The following is a 20,538-nucleotide window of genomic DNA, read 5'->3' as shown; positions in this document are numbered from 1 at the left end:
CGGGCGACGGCTCAGTCGGATGACTGCTGCGATCTGGCGATCAGCTGGTGCTCACCGGCGGTCGGTGTCGACGACGTCGACGCGGACCGGGGAGTCGGCGAGGGCTCCGACGACCGTGCGCAGGGCGCGGGCGGTGCGGCCGGAGCGACCGATGACGCGACCGAGGTCCTCGGGGTTGACCCGAACCTCGAGCAGGTCGCCGCGGCGCAGCGACCGGGAGGTGACGGTGACGTCGTCGGGGTTGTCGACGATGCCCCGCACGAGGTGCTCGAGAGCGTCGGCCAGCATGATCAGGCCTCCTCGGCCGGAGCCTCGGCAGCCTCGTCAGAAGCAACCTCCTCAGCGGCCTTGGCCTCGGCGGCGGCCTCAGCGGCCTCCTTCTCAGCCTTGGCCTTCTCCTCGGCGGCGTCCGCCTTGCGCTTCTCAGCGTCGTCGGCGAGGGCCTTGATGCGGTCGGCCTTGGCGGCGGCCTCGGCCTCGGGGTCGCGGAACTTCTGAGTGCCCTCGGCGCCCTTGATGCCCTTGAAGGACTGGTAGTCGCCGGTGATCTTGAGCAGGTTGAAGACCGTGTCGGAGGGCTGGGCGCCGACTCCGAGCCAGTACTTCACGCGCTCCGAGTCGATGCGGATGAGCGAGGGCTCCTGCATCGGGTCGTAGACGCCGATCTCCTCGATGACACGGCCGTCGCGCTTCTTGCGGCCGTCGAGGACGACGACGCGGTAGAAGGGAGCGAACTTCTTGCCGATGCGCTTGAGGCGAATCTTGACTGCCACTTGGTTGAACTCCTGGTTCTGGATGGTTTGGCGCGCGCCGGCCCCCGGTGGGGTCAAGCAACGGTGTCCGGCGGGTGCCGAGACTGGGACGGGGTCGGGGAGAGGGACCCTCGCTCGTCCGAGTACAGCAGCCGATTCTGCCAGACGGCCCACGGGGCTGACCACCGGATGACGGGTCAGTGACGGCGCGGAGGTCGCGAGATGCCTCACAGGAAGGGCTTGACGGCCTGGAGGTCCAGTGGTTCATTAGTTGAGTAACTAACCGCGCCGGCAGACGGCACACGACGCACGAGGAGGTGGCGGTCATGGCGCGCAGCTTCGACGACGCGACCCCGATCTACCTCCAGATCGCCGACGAGGTCCGCACCCAGATCGTCACCGGCGCCCTCACGGACGGCGACCGCCTCACCTCGACCACCGAGTACGCGACCCGCTACCGGATCAACCCCGCCACCGCCAACAAGGCCATCACGCAGCTCGTCGACGAGGGCCTCGTCGTCAAGCGGCGCGGCATCGGGATGTTCGTCGCCGACGGCGCCCGCAAGCGCCTCGTCGCCGCGCGCCGCGCCACCTACGCCGACGACGTCCTCGGCCCCGCGCTCGACGCCGGCCGCGCGCTCGGGCTCGACGACGACGCCCTCCTGGCCGCGGTCGCCGCGCACCTGAGCCACCGACGGCGCACTGGCCCGTCCGGTTCCCCGGACTCCGGCTCCCCCGCCATCCCTGCGACGCCTCACCCCCTGAAGGAGCAGCCATGAGCACGACCCTCTTCGACCCGTCCCGGCTCCACGACGGCGTCAGCACGGGCCCGACGCTGACGACGCGCGGCCTCGGCTACCGCCACCGCCGACGCCTACCCGGGAGCGCGCACGCCTGGGAGCTCCACGACGTCGACCTCACCCTGAGGTCTGGGACCGTCACCGGCCTGCTCGGCCGAAACGGCGCCGGCAAGTCCACCCTCCTCGACCTGCTCGCGGGTCTGCGCCGTCCGAGGACCGGCGAGATCCTGCTCGACGGCGAGCCGGTCTGGGACGCGCCCGGGCCACGAGCGGCCGTGACGCTGCTCGGAACGCGGCGCGCGCTGCTCGAGAACAACCGCCTCACCGATTCAGTCGAGCTGTGGCGCACGACCAGGCCCTTGTGGTCCTCCACGGACCTGGCCCGTTACCTCGACAGCTTCGAGGTCGACGTTGACTGCGTCCCGCGCCGGCTCTCCCAGGGGCAGCGCTCCGCCGTCGACGCGGCCTTCGCGCTCGCCTCGCACTCCCCCGTGCTGCTCCTGGACGAGGTGCACCTGGGGATGGACGCCGTCGTCCGACGCCGCTTCTGGGACGCGCTGCTCGAGCAGTACGTCGCCGAGCGGGCGACGATCGTCATCGCGGCGCACGAGGTCGCGGAGATCGAGGACCTTCTCGAGGACGTCGTCGTGCTCGCGACCGGCACCGTCACCGCCGCCGGCTCCGCGGACGACCTCCGGGCCGCCTGCACGCCACCGGGGGCGCCACTGGCAGACCTCACCGACGTCCTCGAGCACTACTCAGCGAAGGGAGCCTGAGATGCGTGTCCTCCCGCGTCGCCAGCCCGCCCGCGCTCGCGCGGGCTCACGTCCCGGTACCGGCCGGCTGGCCGCAGCGGGCTCACTCGTGCGCCTCATCGCGCCGACGAGCGCCTGGATGGTGCTCGGTGTGCAGGTCCTGGGCGTCCTGCTCGTCGCGGGATACCTGCTCGTCCGGGTCATGTCGGGCCGGACGGTCGCTCTCAGCCCCATCTCCCCGATGCTCTCGTACGTCGGCATCCTTGCCGCGGTGACGGTGCTCCTCGGCCTCGTGCGGTCCGTGGGGTGCTGGGGGATCCTGCGCGGCGCCATCGACGCCGGAGCCTCGCGGCGGGTGGTCCGGCTCGCAGCCCTCGGAGTCCTCGGGCTGCTCGTGGTCCTGCAGCTGCCCGCCGGGATCATCCTCGCGATGGCCTTCGCCCGGACGCCGGGCGTCGTCGTCTCCGCACCCGGTGGTGCCGTCGGCCTGCTTCTCGACTACGCCGTCACCTGCCTCGCGGTGGACGTCCTGGGCATGCTCGGCCGGGCCGTCTGGCGCGGACGTCTCACGTGGGGCACCGCGGCGCTCCTCGTCGCGCTCATCGTGGGCACGCCCAGCGTCCTCGGTGACCAGGGCGTTCTCGGGATCCTCCAGTGGTTCCTCCCGAGCGCCGAGCTGCTCACGATCCCGACCGGCACCGGGCTCGCGCACCTCGGGTGGGCGCTGCTCGTCGGGCCGGGCGCGCTCACCTGGCTCCTCGCACGCTGGGAGCCGCGGGGATGAGCGCGCCCATCGAACGCTCCGGGCGCCGCGTGACCGCCCGCCCCGGCGCGGCTTCGGCCGGGACGGCCGCCCGTCTGGCTCGAGCGATGCTTCTGCCGGCCGCGTTCGGCGTCCTCGTCCCTGTCGCGATGCTCGCGCTCATCATCGTCGTCAGCGGGCTCGTCACCCAGGACCTGCGGCACGCTCTCGTCCTCGCCCCCGTGGGCGTCGTTGTCTGCCTCGCCGCGAGCCTGTTCCTCGGGCTCTGGGTCTGGCGTCAGCTGCGGGCCGCGGTCCTCGCCGGCGCGGACCGCACCACCACGCTTCTCACTGGTGCGCTCGTCACCGGCTTCCTCCTCGCTCTCGATACCATCGTCGGGGCCACCGGGATCGCGTTGTTCCACGTGGTCCCCGGGCACGAGGTGTACACGGTCGAGAGTCTGCTCGGTCTCCTCGCCTGGGTCGTGAGCGCGGGGACCGGGCTGCTGTGGACGGGGATCCTCCTGGCCGTCGCCGCGGAGCTCTGGGGGTGGCCGCGCGCATGGTTCGTCGCGCTCGTCGCCTGGGCCCTCCTCGACGCGCTCGTCCCCGACGCCGGGCCCTGGCTGGTGCTCCGCCCGTGGCTCGAGGACGCCACGAGGCCGGCGCAGGGCCTGGCGCTCACCGTGTCCGTCGTCCTCCTCGCCGTGCTGGCGGTCCGCCGATGGGAGCCGGAGCGCTGACGGCGATCATGGGCAGCCGGCCGCCCACCTGCGCAGCCGGTCCACCAACATTCAGCGGTCCTGGCCCTATTCAGCCCGAGAAGTGCGCTGGTTGAGGCCAGACCCGCTGAGTTCTCGGCGCAGCCGAAGCGCACCGGATGACACCTGTCATGCCGAGGCGGTGACACTGCCCAGTACCCGGCCGAGGCACCCCGGGCGACGCTCGTGTCATGAACGCGCAGCCCGCCTCCCCCGCCGTCGAGATCCAGGACCTCACCAAGACCTTCGGGGCCGTCCGCGCCGTCGACGGCCTCAGCCTGACCGTCCGCCGCGGCGAGGTCGTCGCCTTCCTCGGGCCGAACGGCGCCGGGAAGTCCACCACCCTCGACACCGTCCTCGGCTTCACCCGCCCCACCTCCGGCACCGTCCGCGTGCTCGGCGAGGCGCCCGCCGAGGCCGTCGCCGCCTCACGGGTCTCCGCCGTCCTCCAGGACGGTGGCCTCCTGCCCGGATACACCGTCGGGGATACGCTCAACGTCGTCGCCTCCCTCCAGGCCGTCGAGCCCGACGTCGACGACGTCGTCGAGCGGACGCGTCTGCGTCCTCTGCTCCGGCGCCGCGTCTCGCGCCTGTCGGGCGGCGAGCGGCAGCGCCTGCGCCTCGCCCTCGCGCTCCTGCCGGACCCCGAGCTGCTCGTGCTCGACGAGCCGACCACCGGCATGGACGTCACGGCCCGTGCCGGCTTCTGGGCAACCATGCGCGAGCTCGCCCACGACCGCGAGCGCGCCCTCGTCTTCGCGACCCACTACCTGCAGGAGGCCGCCGACTTCGCCGACCGGATCGTCATCATCGACCACGGCCGGCTCGTCGCCGACGGCACGATCGACGAGCTGCGCGCGATGGAGACCACGAGCACGGTGACGGCCACCTGGGACGGCCTCGCGGGCGAGGACGCCGTGCGCGCGGCGCTCGCGCCGCTGTCATCCTGCGTCAACGGACTGGCCGTCCACGGCGCGCACGTCGAGCTGCGCACGACGGCGCCCGACGACGTCGCCCGTCTCCTCCTCACGACCACGCCCGCGCGCCACCTGGGCATCAGCGCCCCGAGCCTCGACGACATCTTCTCGGGCCTCGTCGCCTCCGGCGAGAAGTGAGCACTCAGCCCTCAGCCGGAGCCCGTCCCACGACCTCTCGCACTCCCCCGCCCACGTACAGCCCCTCAGGAGCACCCGCCATGACCACGACCCCAGCCACCAACGTCCCCGTCCTCACCACCGCAGCAGCCGGCGCGAGCCGAGCCTCGCGCCGTCGGCCCGGACTCCCCTGGACCTACTGGCGCGTCGAGACCCTGGCGACCCTGCGCCGCGCGGACACGCTCTTCTTCACGATCCTCATGCCGCTGGGCATGTACCTCCTCTTCGGCAAGATGAGCGACTTCCAGACGACCTCCGTCGGCCACGGGAACGTCACCGCGGCGATCATGGTCAACATGTCCGTCTTCTCCGCCGCGATCGCCGCCACCTCGATCGCCGCGAGCGCGGCGGTCGAGCAGGCCGGCGGCTGGGGCCGCCAGGTCGCGCTCACCGCGGGCGGTCTGCGCTCGTACGTCCTGGCCAAGCTGCTCACCGCGGTCACGATCTCGATCATCCCCGCCGTCCTCATCTTCGCGGCGGGTGCCCTGACGGGGGCCACGATCGACTCGCCCGAACGGTGGGCAGTGTCCTTCGTCCTCAGCCTCGTGCCGGCCGTGCCCTTCGCCTGCTTCGGCCTCGCCGCCGGGCTCTGGGTGCCCTCGAACACCGCGGTCGGGGTCGCCAGCGCCTCGGTCAGCATCATGGCCTTCCTCGGCAACGTCTTCATGCCGCTGAGCGGCGTCCTGTTCACCCTCGCGCACTGGACTCCCCTGTACGGCCCGGCGGTCCTGGCCCAGCGGCCCCTGACCGACGGCGTCGTCGGCTCGATGACGGACGCCGTCTCCGAGCCGCTGTGGTACGGCCTGGCTAACCTGGTGGGGTGGACGACGCTCTTCCTGCTGCTGTGCGCCGCGGCGCGCCGACGCTCGACGGTGCGGTCGTGAGCGGCGCCAGGTCGTGTCCCTCCGGGCGTGACGCCCAGTCCCGCGACACGGCAGACTCCGGAGCGGGCCGCCGGTGGCACGGCATCGACTGGCAGTCATCCTTCTGGGCGCTCTTCCTCGGGATCCCCCTGGTCAACGTCGCCCAGGCGGACGGCCCGCTCGCCGTCAGGGTCGGCGTGTGCGCCGCGATCCTCGCCTTCGCCGTCCTGTACGTGAGGACCGTGTCAGTCCAGCCCGTCTGGGCGGACCTCCCGGTGGGCGCGAGCCTGTGGCGGCAGCTCCGCCCGGTGGCGGGGGCGTTGGCCGGTCTGACCGTCCTGGCCGCCGTCTGCCTCCCTGTCGTCACGTGGTGGGGGCCCTACTACCTGCCCTATCTCGCGGGCGTCGTCCTCTTCGCGACGACCCTGACCACCGGGATCGCGCTCGTCGCGGCCGCGTGCGTCGTCACCGTCCTCCTGCCGGTCCTCGCGGGCGCCCCGGTGGAGGCCGTCTGGATGGCAGCGGGCTGCTCGATGTCGTGCCTCTCGATCGCCATTGGCAGGATCGGCGCTGAGGTGAGCGAGAGGCGGCGCACGGCGGACCGCGAGCTCGTCGCGGCCCGCGAGCGTGAGGAGATCAGCCGCGACGTCCACGACATCCTCGGGCACTCCCTCACCGTCCTCACGCTCAAGACCGAGGTCGCCCAGCGGCTCGTCGGCGTCGACCCGCGGCGCGCCGAGGCCGAGCTGGGCGAGATCGTCGAGCTCTCGCGTGCGGCCCTCGCCGACGTCCGCTCGACCGTGACCCGACTTCGCACGCCGGACCTCGCCGGGCAGGTCGAGGCGACCGGCACCGCGTGCGACGCCGCGCAGATCGACCTGTCCGTGCGGGGACGTGCCCGGGACGTGCCGCTGCCCCAGCGCGAGCTCCTGTCCTGGGCGCTGCGGGAGGCGACGACGAACCTGCTGCGCCACGCCGGGGCGCGCAGCGTCGTCGTCGAGCTGGGACCGGGCCTGCTGCGCGTCACCGACGACGGAGCCGGTCTCGGCCTGGCCGCTCCCGGCAACGGCCTGACCGGTCTGCGCGAGCGCGTCGAGGCCGCGGGCGGCACGCTCACAGTCGTCAGCCCCGCTCCCGACGGCGTCGTCGTCCGTCCCGCGGGTCCTGGAACCCAGCTGGAGGTCGTGCTGTGAGCGTGCCGATCCGTCTTCTCATCGCCGACGACCAGGCGCTCGTGCGCGGCGCCCTGGCGACCTTGCTCGACCTTGAGCCGGACCTCGACGTCGTCGCCCAGGTCGGGACGGGCCGCGAGGCCGTCGAGCGCGTGCGCGGCCAGGCGCAGCCCGGCGTCGACGTCGCCCTCCTCGACATCGAGATGCCCGACGGCGACGGGCTGTGGGCCGCTGGAGAGCTGGCCTCGCTGCCCGGAGGCTGCCGCAGCATCATCGTCACGACCTTCGGACGGCCCGGCTACCTCTCGCGCGCCCTCGAGGCGGGGGCGAGCGGGTTCCTCGTCAAGGACACGCCGCCCGCCGAGCTCGCCGGGGCGATCAGGAAGGTGCACGCGGGGCTGCGGGTCGTCGACCCGACGCTCGCCCAGGAGTCAGTGATCCTCGGCCCCAACCCGCTCACCGAGCGCGAGCGCGAGGTGCTGCGGCTCGCCCGACGGGGCCTGGACGCCCCGCGGATCGCCGCGGAGCTGCACCTGGGCGAGGGGACGGTGCGCAACTATCTCTCGAGCGCGATCGCCAAGACGCAGTCGCGCAACCGCGTCGAGGCCGCGGTCGCCGCCGAGGCGAACGGCTGGCTCTGAGGGCCGGCAGCTCGCGTCCACCAGCGCGCATGGATTCAGCGGGTCTGGCCTCGTTCGGTGCGCAAAGTGCGCTGAATGAGGCCAGACCCGCTGAGCACGGTCGATGAACCGCGCCCCGAGCGACGACCTCCTCCGCACGGACGACGACGCTCACCCGTCGGCTGGATAGCGTGAGGCCATGACGTCCGCCTCTACGCCTCAACCCGTATCAGGCACGCCGCAGTCCGCCGTGACCGGTGGCGCTGCCGTTCACGCCGCGCTCCTCGTCCTGGCCGAGACGCTTCTCGTCTTCGGTGCCGTACTCGTCCTCGGCCTCACCGTGCCGGCGGTCCGTGACCACCTGCTCACATCGCTCGCCGTCGCGCTTCCCCTCCAGGGTCTCCTCGCGCTGGCGGCGGAGCGCCATGCCATCACACGCCACGGTCTGTCGTGGCAGGCGGTCGGCTTCCGGCGTCCCACGCGCTCCCTGTGGCACCTGCTGTGGGAGCTCCCCGTCGCGATCCTCGCGCTGGTTGCCGTGCAGGGCACCGCCCTCGCCGTTCTCGGTGAGTCTCCCGGCTCCGGTACGGGGCTGGCAGAGGACGCAGGTGCGATCGGCCCCGTGAGTGCGGTCCTCATCGTCCTCGCGACGGCGGTCCTGACCCCGCTGTGGGAGGAGGCGCTCTTCCGTGGGCTCGTCCTCGGCGCGGCACGCGGTCGGTGGGGCACCGCGTGGGCCGTGGTCGTCAGTGCGCTCGTCTTCGCCGCCGCGCACGGTTTCCCTTTGCTCCTGCCCTACCTCGTGACGATGGGGCTGCTCCTGGCCTGGCTACGAGTGCGCCACGAGAGCCTCTGGGCCTCCCTCGCCCTGCACTCGTCGGTCAACCTCATGGCCTCGTCCGCGGTCCTCGCCGCGGTCGTCTGAGCCCTCCTGTCCGCCCGCCCGCTCGCAGAGAATCAACGGGTCTGGCCTCGTTCGGCGCGCAGATCGCGCTGACTGAGGCCAAACCCGCTGAATCTTCCGAGGATGCGGCGGTCCCGAGGGGCCGCTCGCGTCAGAGACCCAGGCGGCGGCGCAGGTCCTCGGGCAGGGCGTTCATCGCGTCCGCGACGTCGTCGCCCGACTCCTGGGCCTGCGCGGTGGCCGGCGCGGCCTGTCCGCCGCCCTGCCCCGGCATGATGCCGTAGCCGCCGGTCGACGCCGGGGCGGGAGCCTGGGAGCCTCCGCCGAGTCCGAAGGAGGAGCCGGCCACCGGAGCGGCCGGCGCCGCGGGCAGGGCCGCACCCTCCTGCTCACGACGAGCAGCGGCCTCCTTGGCCTGGCGGGCGGCCTTGGCCGGGTTGCCGGACTTGCCCTTCTTGCCGCCCTTGCCCTTCTTGGCCTTGGGGGCCTGCCGTGCCTTGGCGCGCTTGCCCATACCGGGGAGGGACCCCATGCCGGGCACGCCCGCGGCTGCGCCGTCGGCGCCGAAGCCGGAGGCGCTCATGGCCTCCATCATCTTCTTGGCCTGCTCGAAGCGGTCGACGAGCTCGTTGACCGCCTGGACGGTGTTGCCGGAGCCCTTCGCGATGCGCTGGCGGCGTGAGCCGTTGAGGATCGAGATGTCCTTGCGCTCGGCCGGGGTCATCGAGCAGACGATCGCCTCGACGCGGTCGACCTCGCGCTCGTCGAAGGTCTCCAGGGCCTCACGCATCTGCCCCATGCCCGGCATCATGCCGAGGAGCTTCTTCATCGAGCCCATCTTGCGGATCTGCCGCAGCTGGGTGAGGAAGTCGTCAAGCGTGAACTCGCCCTTGGCGAGCTTGGCCGCGGCGTCCTCGGCCTCGGCCTGGTCGAAGGTGCGCTCTGCCTGCTCGATGAGGGTGAGGAGGTCACCCATGTCGAGGATGCGCGACGCCATGCGGTCGGCGTGGAAACGCTCGAAGTCGTCCAGGCCCTCACCGGTGGAGGAGAAGAGGACCGGAGCGCCGGTCACGCCGCGCACGGACAGCGCGGCACCGCCTCGGGCGTCGCCGTCGAGCTTGGACAGGACGACGCCGGTGAAGCCGACGCCGTCGCGGAAGGCGACGGAGGTGTTGACGGCGTCCTGACCGACCATGGCGTCCAGGACGAAGAGGATCTCGTTCGGCTGGACGGCGTCGCGGATGCGGATCGCCTGGTCCATCATCTCGGCGTCGACGCCGAGGCGGCCAGCGGTGTCGACGACGACGACGTCGTAGCCGTGGGTGCGGGCCTGCTCGACGCCGGTCCAGGCGACGTGGACCGGGTCGCCGACGCCGTTGCCGGGCTCAGGCGCCCAGACGTCCACGCCGGCGCGCTCGGCGACGACGCTCAGCTGGGTGACGGCGTTGGGGCGCTGGAGGTCGGAGGCGACGAGGAGGACGCGCTTGCCGTCCTCCTTGAGCCAGTGGCCGAGCTTGCCGGCGAGGGTGGTCTTGCCGGCGCCCTGGAGGCCGGCGAGCATGATGATGGTGGGGCCGCGGTCAGCCCAGGCGAGCTCGCGGGTTTCGCCGCCGAGGATCTCGATGAGCTCCTCGTTGACGATCTTGACGATCTGCTGGGCCGGGTTGAGGGCCTGGGAGCGGGCCGCGTCCTTGGCCTTCTCGCGCACGGCGGCGGTGAAGGAGCGGACCACCGGGAGGGCGACGTCGGCCTCGAGGAGGGCGCGGCGGATCTCGGAGACGGTCTCGTCGATGTCGGCGTCCGTGAGGCGGCCCTTGCCGCGCAGGGACTTGAACGAGGCGGTGAGCCGGTCGGAGAGGTTGCCGAACACGCGGTGTCCTTCCTGGGGCGCCGTGGCGCCGGTGGGCTGTGGTTGCGAGGGGTGGTGCGGGCGTCCGGCGGACGCCCCGGCCCGGGGACGGCGAGTGCCGTTCGAGCGCAGCTCGTCCCAGGATAGCGGTGAGGGCCCGCACCTCCCCGTCTCGGGGACGTGCGGGCCCTCACGTGGGCGCCTCGCGATGAGGCCAGTCACCCACCGCAAACCGTGGGCTCCTCGGCAGAGTGCGGGGACGTCGTCCCCTCGCTCTGCCAACGGCCCCTCGGTTTGCGTGGGGCGGCGCCGGTCGCCGCGCTCCGGGGTCTGTGCCCCAGGACGCGGCGCCCTGGCGTCGTGTCACCACAGGACGGCGATCGCCTGCCAGATGACCGTGATCGCCCGGCTGAACCAGGAGGTCCAGCCGCTGGTCCACCAGCCGCCGTCGCCGTGGCCATGACCGGGGCCGTGGCCGTGTCCCTTGCCGTGCCCCTTTCCGTGGCCCTCGTCGTGGCCGTGGCCGTGCCCCTTGCCGGGGTGGCTCGCGCTCGGCGAGGCGGTCGCGGTCGGGCTCGAGGAGGCGGAGGCCGACGGCGTGACTGAGTCCGCGGGGCTCGGCGTCGTCGACGGGGCGGCGGACGGCGTCGGGCTGGGCGCAGTGCTGGGCTCCCGGCTCGGCTCAGCCGAGGCGGTCGCCGTCGGGGTCGCCGTCGCGCCGTCGGTCGGCTCGGCCGTGGGCTCCATCGAGGTCAGAGTGAAGCCGTTGTCGACCGTCGTGCGGGTCGTGTCAAGTCCGAGCGCGTTGGCGACCGTGTAGTGCATGTCCGTCTGGTCGGTCTGGCCGACGACGTTCTCGGCGCCGGGGCCCTCCGCCGCGATGCGGAGCTGGGCACCGGTGTGGTTCTGGCCGCCGAGGGCCTCGTCGCCGTTGGAGGAGGCGGTGGCGTAGTTGAGGACCATGTCGGAGCCGTCGGCGGTGCGCAGCTTGGTCGTCAGGCCGGCGGTCAGGACGTCGTCCTCGGTGATCTGCGAGGTGTGAGCGTGGTCGGCGGTGGCGATGATGAGCGTCGGCTCACCCGACTCGGCGACCCAGGAGCGGGCGGCCTGGATGGCCTGGTCGAGGTCGTCGAGCTCGCCGATCTGGCCGCAGGCATCGGCGTCGTGGTCGGCCTTGTCGATCGAGGCGCCCTCGACCTGGAGGAAGAATCCGGTGTCGTCGCCCGCGCCGGAGCGGTCGAGGAGGTCGATGGCCTTCGTCGTCATGGCGGCGAGGTCGGGCGTCGCGCTGGTGCGCTCGGGGTTGAGCTCGCAGGACTGGGCGTCCTGGAGGGCGCCGTCGGTGGTCGGCGTCGTGCGCAGGAACTTGCGCGGCATGTTGCCGGAGGCGAAGAGGCCGAGGACCGGGGCGTCCTGGTCGGCCGAGGTGACGGCGTCGAGCTCGGAGGCGTTCGTGACGACCTGGTAGCCCTGGGCCTTGGCGTTGTCGAGGACCGAGCTGCCGGAGGTCCACACGTGGTCGCCGTCGCTGCCGGCGTAGGTGCCAGAGGCCTGGACCGTCTGGTCGAAGGCCTTGGAGCCGCCACCGAGGGTGACGTCGGCGCGGGTGTCGACGAGCTGCTCGGCGATGGAGCCGAGGCCGCCGTTGACGCGCTGGTCGGAGACGCAGTCGGACTTGTAGCCCGACGGCGAGTAGCACGAGCGGGTGCTCACGTGAGCGCCCTCGACGGCCGGGGTCGCGTCCTCGATCTCGGCGGTCGTCACGTTGCCGGTCCGCAGGCCGGACTCCTTGGCGAGCTCGAGGAGGTTCGGCAGGGCGTTGCCGGCGAGGTCGACGCCGATGGCGCCGTTGTAGGTCTTGGTCCCGGTGGCCCAGGCGGTGCCGGAGGCCGCGGAGTCGGTGACGTAGTTCGGCTTGATCGTGCCGTGGTCGTTCTGCAGCGAGAAGTGCGTGTACGAGCCGGTGTACTTGAGGGCGTCGAGGCCCGGGAGGACGCCGCCGGCGCCGTAGAGGTAGTTGCGGGCCGAGGTGATCTCGGAGTCGCCCATGCCGTCACCGATGAAGAGGATGACGTTCTTCGCCTTCTCGCTGGAGCGCTGCTCGCCGCTCTTGCCGTACTGGGCGCAGGCGCCCGGTGCGGAGGCGACGGTGCCGTCGGCCTGGACGAGGTAGCAGGTGTCGTTGACGCCGTCGGTGTCGACCGGGTCGGCGAGGCCGTCGTCCGTGCCGTTCGGGTTGGCGTTGACACCGAGCCCGAGGGCGTTGCGGATGGTGAAGTGGAGGTCCGTCTGGTCGGTCTGACCGATGACGTTCTCGGAGCCCGGGCCGTAGGCGGCGACGCGGAGCTGGGCGCCCGTGTGCTGCTGGGAGCCGGTGACGTGGCCGGTGGAGTCGACGGTGCTCGTGCCGTAGGCGAGGGACATGGTCGCGCCGTCCTTGGTGAGCAGGCGCGTGGAGGGGGCGACGAGGTCGGTGTCGTCGTAGACGATCTGGCTCGTGTGGGAGTGGTCGGCGGTGACGACGACCATCGTGTTGCCGTCGGCCTTGGCGAAGTCGACGGCCGCCTGGACGACCTGGTCGAGGCGCTCGGTCTCGCCGATCTGGCCGCAGGCGTCGGCGTCGTGGTCGGCCTTGTCGATGGAGGCGGACTCGACCTGGAGGAAGAAGCCCTTGTCGGAGGCGGGCTGGTCGAGCAGGGAGATCGCCTTGTTCGTCATGGCGACGGCCTCGGGCTCATCACCGACGTCGTTCTTCTGGCAGGTGATGGGGGCGCCGGTCGAGCCACCGAGGACGGCCTCGCTCTTCGCGTAGGCGCGCGTCATGTTGCCGGAGGCGAAGAGGCCGAGGACGGGGTGCTCCTGGTCGGCGGAGGTGACGGCGTCGAGCTCGGAGGCGTTGGTGACGACCTGGTAGCCGTTGGCCTTGGCGTTGTCGAGGACGCTCGTTCCGGCCTTCCACTGGGTGTCGTAGAGGGCGCTGCCGGTGAGGAAGGGGTTGGTGTTGCCGGAGTCGGCCTGGACCGCGGCGTCGAAGTACTGGGCGCCGCCGCCGAGGGTGACGTCGGCGCGGGTGTCGACGATCTGCTCCTCGATGGAGCCGAGGCCGCCGTTGACGCGCTGGTCGGCGTCGCAGCCGGTGGACTTGCTGCCCGAGGGCGCGTAGCAGGAGCGCGTCGAGGCGTGGGCGCCGAGGACGGCCGGGGTGGCGTCCTGGATCTCGGCGGTGGAGACGTTTCCGGTGCGCAGGCCGGCGTTCTTGGCGACCTCGATGAGGTTCTCCTCAGGGTTGCCGGCGACGTCGACGCCAATGGCGCCGTTGTAGGTCTTCGTCCCGGTGGCCCAGGCGGTGCCGGAGGCGGCGGAGTCGGTGACGTCGTTGACTGAGCCGTCCTTGTTGATCGAGTAGTGCGTGTAGAGCCCGGTCGAGGTGAGGTTGTCGAGCCCGGCGAAGCGGCCGCCGGCGCCCTCGACGTAGTTGCGGGCAGCGGTGATCTCCTGCTGGCCCATGCCGTCGCCGATGATGAGGATGACGTTCTTGGCGTGCTCGTTGGAGCGGCCCTGACCGGCGGTGCCGTACTGGGCGCAGGAACCGGGGTCGGTGTTGAGGGTGCCGTCCGCGCTCGTCGTGACGCAGTGGGCAGGGCCGTTGGTGTCGTGGGTCGTGGAGGTGGCGGCTGACGCGGCGGGCAGCGCGAGGGCCGGGATCGCCATGGCGCCTGCGGCGGCGATGGCGGTGCCGACCCGCGCCGGGAGGCGCAGGGCGTGCGGGAGCTTCATGGGAGTTCTTTCACGCGGGGCTGGGTGATGAGGGCCGGGGTGGCCCCGCCCCATGAAAGAGGGCGGCGGTGTCCAGAGGCCGAGCAGCCGGTGTGCGAGCGGTGTCGCCGGGGTGAACGATCGTGACCATCCCGTGATGTGCGGATCCGCACGCCGATTGCGGCCCTCCATGCGGGTACTGAGGCTGACGTTTCCCGACGCAACCCCACTCCCCCACCGCAAACCGTGGGCTTCCCGGCACAGTGCGGGGCCGTCGTCCCCTCAGCCCGCCAACGGGCCCACGGTTTGCGCCGGGAGGGCGCCCGGGTGCCGACGGTCGGCTCAGAGCTCAGCGGCGAGGGCAGCCGTCGCCTGGTCGACGACGCCGGCGCGCACGCTGGTCCACGCGCGCGGTCCAGCGGCGCGGGAGTCGGCCTCCGTGAGGAGCCGGAGGAGGCTGAGGCGGCGCCGCGCCCGGGTGCCGTCGCCGAGCGCCTCATTGGCGGCGTCGACGACGGCGGAGTCCCCCGGCGCCTTGGTGGCGGCGAGGCCGAGGAGCAGGTGCTCGCGCACGAGCAGGACTATCTCCTCGGCGTCGGCGCCGGCGATCCCGAGGACGTCGAGGACGGCCGGCACGCGCTGGGCGCCCGCGGCCGCGTGGGCCTCACCGACGACGCCCGGGACCTTGCCGAGGTCGTGGAGCAGCGCGGTGACGAGGAGGGCCTTCCGGTCTCGGGACCCGGCTCCCGCGTCGAGTCCCGGTAGCCCGAGGTGGTCGAGGACGCGCGCGCCGCCGTCGTCGCCGAGGAGGCGCCCTGCGACGGCGGCGGTGCGCACCATGTGGCGGTCGACGGTGTAGAGGTGGAGCGGGTTGTGCTGGGGCCGGTTGAGGACAGCGGACCAGCCCGGGAACCAGCGCACGGGCAGGCTCGCACGGTCGAGGTCCTCCCAGACGCGGACGAGCTCGTCGCCCGAGCCGAGGAGGTCGACGAGCCTGCCCAGCATCGACGAGCTCCCACCGGCCGGAGCCGTGCCCGCACCGGTGCGCTCGCGGTCCTCGCGGACGGCGGGCTCGTCACTCCACGTGCCCCGGGGGCTCGGGCAGCGGCGCAGGCTGGCGCGGGTCACGGTGGCGATCGGCTGGCCGGAGCGGACGGAGGCGAGGGCGACGCGCAGCGGGAGGGCAGGGTCGGCGTCGGGGACCGCCCTGTCCGCGAGCGCGACCTCCCCGCCGTGCGCGACGACGTCCTCGTCGAGGCGCTCGAGGACGGGGGCGGACCGGCGGCCGAAGCGCACCAGGGTGAGGGGGCGGCGGGCAGGGCGGGCGGCGCGCAGCGCGGAGCGCATCGTCGTGTCGAGCGCGGCGGCGATCTCGCGAGAGGCTGAGTACGCGCCGGTGAGCATCCGGTCACGGGCGTCGAGGTGCTGCGTGTCGCCCTCAGGTCCGGGGCAGGGCAGGTCCTCGGCGTCCGTCAGCCCGCTGGCATGCTCAGGCGCGACGACGACTAACGGCGCGCTGCCCTCGTCGGCGGCGCGAGCGGCCCCCTCGGCGGAGCGGAGCCCACCGGCGTCACCCGGGCCGGCGGCGGCGTCGCGGGCGCCCGGTTCCTCGGGGTCGTCGAGACCGAGGACGTCGGCGACGTCGTCCTGGACGGCCTGGACGAGGCGGTTCGTGGAGCGGCCTGTCGCCAGGGCAAGGGCGTCGCGGACGTTGAGGAGGTCGTCGACGGCGCGGTCGAACTCGCCGTGCGGCCGGTCGGCGAGCGAGGAGGCCGCGAGGGCTCGGACGAGGACGGCGTCGCGCAGACCGCCGCGCGCCTCCTTGAGGTCGGGCTCGAGGAGCCCGGCGAGCTCACCGAAGGCCTCGGCGCGGTCGCGGGCCTCCTCGGCGAGCTCGGGGAGGCGCTTGCGCGTGGCGCTGCGCCAGTCGGTGAGGAGGGCGGAGGCTGCCTGCTCCGTGAGAAAGGCGTCGCCGGCGACGTGGCGCAGGTCAAGGAGGCCGAGGGCCGCAGCGAGGTCGTGGCTGGCGACCGTGCGGCACTCGGCGACGGTGCGCACGGAGTGGTCGAGCTGGACGCCGGAGTCCCACACGGGGTACCAGAGCCGTTCGGCGAGGCCGGCGAGGAGGGTGGAGTCGGCGTGGCCGTCGGTGAGGAGGACGAGGTCGAGGTCGGAGGCGGGGCCCGCTTCCCTCCGGGCGAGGGAGCCGACGCAGGCCAGGGCAAGGCCGGGGGTGGGGACGTCTGCACCGGGGCTGCCTGCTCTCCCACCGTCCGGGCTCGGGGTCCGGCGGCCGGGGCCCTGGGGACCGGCGTCGGGGTCGTCCTGGAGGCCCATGGCGGTCGTGGCCGAGCTCCAGAGGCCGCGCAGGCCCGCCTCGACCTCCGCGGCGAGCGCCACCCGCCACTCCCGCCCGCTCCTGGAGGTCCACGTGCTCGGGTGGGGATGGCGGACGGCGGCCTGCTCGGGTGCGAGGACCGGGCTGGGCTCGTCCTTCGTCTCCGTGGCCTTCAGGGGGCGGGTGGGGATGCTCATCGGACGGGCCTGTCTTCACTCGTGGTGGTGGGGCTCAGAGGCCCCGGGGCGGCTCAGAGAGCCTGCTCGCCGGTCTCGCCGGTGCGGACGCGGACGACGTCGTCGACGGGGGTGACCCAGATCTTCCCGTCGCCGATGTGCCCGGTGCGGGCGGCGTCGGCGATCGCGGTGACGGCGGCGGAGGCGTCAGGGTCGGCGACGACGACCTCGACGCGGGCCTTGGGCACGTAGTCGACGCGGTACTCGGCGCCGCGGTAGACCTCGGTGTGGCCCTTCTGCCGGCCGGCGCCCTGCGCCTCGGAGACCGTGATGCCGCGGATCCCAGCGGCCTCGAGGGCGTTGGAGGCGGCCTCGAGCTGGTAGGGCTGGATGATGGCGGTGACGAGCTTCATGGCTCAGACCTCCTTGGTGGACGGGGTGGCCGCGGGGGCGGTCGCGACAGGCCGGGGCGCGCCGGCGAAGCGGCCCGCGGTGAGGGTCTCATAGGCGCTCTCGGAGTGCTCCGACTGGTCGGCGCCGAGGAGCTCGGCCTCCGGGCTGAGGCGCCAGCCGACGGTCTTCTCGACGACGAACCAGCAGACTGCGGTCATGACGAGGGAGAAGACGACGGCGCAGAGGGCGACGAGCACCTGGACGAGGAGCTGGGCACCGCCGTGGCCGTAGAGGAGGCCGGTGTTCTTGGAGAGGAAGCCGATGAGGACGGTGCCGGTGAGGCCGCCGACGAGGTGGACGCCGACGACGTCGAGGGAGTCGTCGTAGCCGAGCTTGAACTTGAGTCCGACGGCCATGGCGCACAGGGCGCCGACGATGACGCCGAGGACGATGGCCCCCACCGGGGTGACGGAGCCGGCGGCCGGGGTGATGCCGACGAGGCCGGCGACGACGCCGGAGGCGGCACCGAGGCTGGTGGCGTGGCCGTCGCGGACGCGCTCGACGAGGAGCCAGCCGAGCATGGCGGCGCAGGTCGCGGCGGAGGTGTTGACCCAGGCGAGTCCGGCGTTGCCGTCCGCGGTGAAGGCGCTTCCGGCGTTGAAGCCGAACCAGCCGAACCAGAGCAGACCGGCGCCGATCATCGTGAGGGGGAGGTTGTGGGGGCGGATGGGCTCGCGGCCGAAGCCGCGGCGCTTGCCGATGGCGACGGCGAGGAAGAAGCCGGCGACGCCCGCGTTGATGTGGACGACGGTGCCGCCCGCGAAGTCGATGGGAGCGGCGATGCCGCCGAACCAGCCGTCGGCGGACAGGGCGCCGCCGCCCCAGACCATGTGGGCCATGGGGAAGTACGAGAGGGTGACCCACAGCGGCACGAAGGCCATCCAGGCGCCGAAGCGGGTGCGGTCGGCGATGGCGCCGGAGATGAGGGCGACGGTGATGATGGCGAAGGTCATCTGGAAGGCGACGCCGACGATGACCGGGACGCCGTAGTCGTCGATGGGCCAGTTGCCGGAGGCCCCGGCCATCGTGCCGTGGAGCCCGAACTGGGTGAAGGGGTTGGCGAAGATGCCGCCGATGTCGGTGCCGCCGTAGGACATCGACCAGCCCCACAGGACGTAGACGACTCCGACGATGCCGGTGGCCCCGAAGGACATCATCATCATGTTGAGGACTGACTTGCCGCGGCTCATGCCGCCGTAGAACAGCGCCAGCGCCGGGACGGTCATGAGCAGCACCAACGAGGCGCTGATGAGCATCCAGGCGGTGGCTCCGGTGTCGAGGGCCATGGGGAATCTCCGTGTGTGTGTCCGGGTGGTGCGCTGGGCCGCGCACACGGAGAGTGAAGGCCCCCAGTGTCAGGTCCCGGCGACACGGGCGTGACGGCCTCGTGTCGCCCGCGGTGTCCCCGTGTCGAGCCTGTTACGCAGGTGTCGACGAGGTTTCGACGACGTTCGAGGCGTGTTCGCGCGCTCGGATCGTGGGACGCGGAACGACGAAGGCGCCCGCCTCCGGTGTCGGGAGGCGGGCGCCGTCGTGAGCCGTCGGGCGCTGTCCGGGGTTCGAGGCGGAGGTGGTCAGCCGAGCAGGGCGTCGACGAAGCCCTCGGGGTCGAAGGGGGCGAGGTCGTCCGCGCCCTCGCCGAGGCCGACGAGCTTGACGGGGACGCCGAGCTCGCGCTGCACGGTGACGACGATGCCGCCCTTGGCCGTGCCGTCCATCTTGGTGAGGACGATGCCGGTGACGCCGACGGCCTCGGAGAAGACCTGGGCCTGACGCATGCCGTTCTGCCCGGTCGTGGCGTCCAGGACGAGGAGGATCTCCCCCACCGGGGCGACCTTCTCCATGACGCGCTTGATCTTGCCGAGCTCGTCCATGAGGCCGGCCTTGTTCTGGAGGCGGCCGGCGGTGTCGACGAGGACGACGTCGACGCCGGTGCGCGCGGCCTCACGGGCGGCGTCGTAGGCGACGGAGGCGGGGTCGGCCCCCTCGCGGACGGAGCGGACGACGTCGACCCCGACGCGCTCGCCCCAGGTCCCGAGCTGCTCGGCGGCGGCGGCGCGGAAGGTGTCGGCGGCGCCCATGACGACCGTCTTGTCCTCCGCGACGAGGACGCGGGCGAGCTTGCCGCAGGTCGTGGTCTTTCCCGTCCCGTTGACGCCGACCATGAGGACGGCCGCGGCCGGGGTCCCGTCCGCGGCGTTCCAGGACCCGGCCGGGACGGGACGCTCGAGGTTGAGGGACCGGTCCATCGTCGGGTCGACGAGGCTGAGGAGCTGCTCGCGCAGGACGCCGCGGATGGCGCCGGGGTCGGTCGTGTCGAGGACCTTCGCCTGCGTGCGCAGGTTGTCCATGAGCTCGGTGGTGACGTCGAGACCGAGGTCGGAGGCGAGGAGGGTGTCCTCGATCTCCTCCCAGTCCGCCTCGGTGAGGTCGCCGCGGGACATGACGGACAGGACGGCCCGTCCGAAGCCGCCGGAGCCGGCGAGGCGGGCGCGCAGACGCTGCATGCGCCCGGGGATGGACTCGGGCCGCTCGAGGGTCGCGGTGCCCGCGGCTGCCTCGCCCTCGCGCTCGCCGGGCGAGGTGAGGAGGACGTCGTCGGCGCTGGTCGGGCGGTGCGGTCCGACCTCCGGGGGGACCTCGCCCTTGCGGTGGCCGGCGTAGAACCATAGGCCTCCCACGAGCGCGAGCACGACGACGACGGCGAGGACGATGAGCGCGGTCTGCATGGCCCCATCATGCCCGATCGTCGGGGCGCGGCGGCGAGTCGTTCGGCCCCGGGCGGCCGCTGGCACGCCCCCTGGCGCTGAGTGACCGTCACTGTGCCGAGGAGACCGTGACGCTGCGGCCGGAGCGCGGTCGGGCACGACCGGGTCCGGTGGGGACGCACGAAGCCCGCCCCACGTCGTCGTGGGGCGGGCTGAGGGCCAGGAGGCCGGGTGCTCGTGGGCGGCGCCGAGGGCGCCGGGCGTCAGTGGGCGGCGACCTTCTCGGCGGCGCGGGACTCGGCCTTGCCGCTCGCGCCGCGGCCACGGCGCATCGAGGCGGCGCGGGACTCGGCGGAGTCCATGGTGCGCTCGACGGCGCCGACAAGCCCCTCGAAGCGGTCGGTCCCGGTGTAGGCGGAGGAGTCGTCCTCGACCCAGAGCTGGTCGAGGTGGACGTCCTCGGAGACGAACTTGACGCGCTCCTGCTTGCCGGGGCGGGCAGCCGCGCGGAACTCGGCGAGGCGCTCGCGCCAGGTGGAGACGGGGTAGCGCTCAGCGATGACGGCACCGATCACGGCGACGCCGGCGAGCAGGACGACGATGAGAGGAAGAAGCATGGCACCCATGGCAGGCATTGTGCCCTGCTGGCTCCCCGGTTGCGCACAGGGACGCGCCGTGTTCCCGAAGCGTGACCTGGACGTTCGCCACGTGTTCAACCACGCGAGTGGTATCGCA

18 protein-coding genes are annotated in these 20,538 nt (G+C 72.8%); 9 read left to right on the top strand and 9 right to left on the bottom strand.

What is annotated here, in order from left to right; translation table 11 throughout:
* Positions 1-51: 51 nt before the first annotated feature.
* Complete coding sequence (locus IXW69_RS08530; RefSeq protein WP_003786440.1) at positions 52-288, bottom strand: RNA-binding protein; 237 nt, start codon at positions 286-288, stop codon at positions 52-54.
* Positions 289-290: 2 nt separating this feature from the next.
* Complete coding sequence (rpsP, locus tag IXW69_RS08525) at positions 291-773, bottom strand: 30S ribosomal protein S16 (RefSeq protein WP_194785920.1); 483 nt, start codon at positions 771-773, stop codon at positions 291-293.
* Positions 774-1,078: 305 nt separating this feature from the next.
* Between rpsP and IXW69_RS08520 the strand changes: the two genes are divergently transcribed.
* The 9 genes from IXW69_RS08520 (at position 1,079) to IXW69_RS08480 (ending at position 8,544) form a co-directional block, all read left to right on the top strand.
* Positions 1,079-1,531 (top strand): GntR family transcriptional regulator, encoded by a 453-nt coding sequence (locus IXW69_RS08520; protein ID WP_194785919.1) that lies wholly within the window; start codon positions 1,079-1,081, stop codon positions 1,529-1,531.
* Positions 1,528-2,328: an ATP-binding cassette domain-containing protein gene (locus IXW69_RS08515; protein ID WP_194785918.1), complete on the top strand. Its 801-nt coding sequence runs from the start codon at positions 1,528-1,530 to the stop codon at positions 2,326-2,328. Before IXW69_RS08520 ends, IXW69_RS08515 begins: the two co-directional genes overlap by 4 nt.
* 1 nt (position 2,329) lies before the next feature.
* Positions 2,330-3,091 carry a hypothetical protein gene (locus IXW69_RS08510; protein ID WP_194785917.1) on the top strand — a complete coding sequence of 254 codons (762 nt, stop codon included), beginning with the start codon at positions 2,330-2,332 and terminating at the stop codon, positions 3,089-3,091.
* A complete protein-coding gene (locus IXW69_RS08505; protein WP_194785916.1) occupies positions 3,088-3,792 on the top strand; it encodes a hypothetical protein in 705 nt (234 codons plus the stop codon). The genes IXW69_RS08510 and IXW69_RS08505 overlap by 4 nt, the downstream gene beginning before the upstream one ends.
* A 209-nt stretch (positions 3,793-4,001) precedes the next feature.
* A complete protein-coding gene (locus IXW69_RS08500; RefSeq protein ID WP_194785915.1) occupies positions 4,002-4,925 on the top strand; it encodes an ABC transporter ATP-binding protein in 924 nt (307 codons plus the stop codon).
* A gap of 80 nt (positions 4,926-5,005) precedes the next feature.
* Positions 5,006-5,848 (top strand): ABC transporter permease, encoded by an 843-nt coding sequence (locus tag IXW69_RS08495; RefSeq protein ID WP_194785914.1) that lies wholly within the window; start codon positions 5,006-5,008, stop codon positions 5,846-5,848.
* The gene (locus IXW69_RS11705) at positions 5,845-7,020 is read left to right on the top strand and encodes a sensor histidine kinase (protein WP_323745246.1); all 1,176 of its coding nucleotides are present in this window, start codon (positions 5,845-5,847) and stop codon (positions 7,018-7,020) included. The genes IXW69_RS08495 and IXW69_RS11705 overlap by 4 nt, the downstream gene beginning before the upstream one ends.
* Entirely contained in the window at positions 7,017-7,640 is a 624-nt protein-coding gene (locus IXW69_RS08485; protein ID WP_194785913.1) for a response regulator transcription factor, read from the top strand. The genes IXW69_RS11705 and IXW69_RS08485 overlap by 4 nt, the downstream gene beginning before the upstream one ends.
* A gap of 178 nt (positions 7,641-7,818) precedes the next feature.
* Entirely contained in the window at positions 7,819-8,544 is a 726-nt protein-coding gene (locus IXW69_RS08480) for a CPBP family intramembrane glutamic endopeptidase (RefSeq protein WP_194785912.1), read from the top strand.
* A gap of 130 nt (positions 8,545-8,674) precedes the next feature.
* Here IXW69_RS08480 and ffh read toward each other — a convergent pair whose 3' ends face one another.
* The 7 genes from ffh to IXW69_RS08445 form a co-directional block, all read right to left on the bottom strand.
* Positions 8,675-10,393 (bottom strand): signal recognition particle protein, encoded by a 1,719-nt coding sequence (gene ffh / locus IXW69_RS08475; protein ID WP_194785911.1) that lies wholly within the window; start codon positions 10,391-10,393, stop codon positions 8,675-8,677.
* Positions 10,394-10,735: 342 nt separating this feature from the next.
* Positions 10,736-14,149 (bottom strand): alkaline phosphatase, encoded by a 3,414-nt coding sequence (gene phoA / locus IXW69_RS08470; RefSeq protein ID WP_228525138.1) that lies wholly within the window; start codon positions 14,147-14,149, stop codon positions 10,736-10,738.
* A gap of 321 nt (positions 14,150-14,470) precedes the next feature.
* On the bottom strand, positions 14,471-16,663 hold the full coding sequence (locus IXW69_RS08465; RefSeq protein ID WP_194785910.1) for a [protein-PII] uridylyltransferase family protein: 2,193 nt from the start codon (positions 16,661-16,663) through the stop codon (positions 14,471-14,473).
* Between the two features lie 53 nt (positions 16,664-16,716).
* A complete protein-coding gene (locus IXW69_RS08460; RefSeq protein WP_194785909.1) occupies positions 16,717-17,055 on the bottom strand; it encodes a P-II family nitrogen regulator in 339 nt (112 codons plus the stop codon).
* A gap of 3 nt (positions 17,056-17,058) precedes the next feature.
* Positions 17,059-18,381 (bottom strand): ammonium transporter, encoded by a 1,323-nt coding sequence (locus tag IXW69_RS08455; RefSeq protein ID WP_194785908.1) that lies wholly within the window; start codon positions 18,379-18,381, stop codon positions 17,059-17,061.
* Between the two features lie 288 nt (positions 18,382-18,669).
* On the bottom strand, positions 18,670-19,824 hold the full coding sequence (ftsY, locus tag IXW69_RS08450) for a signal recognition particle-docking protein FtsY (protein ID WP_194785907.1): 1,155 nt from the start codon (positions 19,822-19,824) through the stop codon (positions 18,670-18,672).
* Positions 19,825-20,066: 242 nt separating this feature from the next.
* Complete coding sequence (locus tag IXW69_RS08445; protein ID WP_194785906.1) at positions 20,067-20,429, bottom strand: hypothetical protein; 363 nt, start codon at positions 20,427-20,429, stop codon at positions 20,067-20,069.
* Between the last annotated feature and the right edge of the window lie 109 nt (positions 20,430-20,538).

The organism is Actinomyces haliotis (genome assembly GCF_015355765.1).
GTDB lineage: Bacteria > Actinomycetota > Actinomycetes > Actinomycetales > Actinomycetaceae > Actinomyces > Actinomyces haliotis.
The sequence above is the reverse complement of the archived record's forward strand: the minus strand, read 5'-3'. Positions and strand labels throughout refer to the sequence as shown.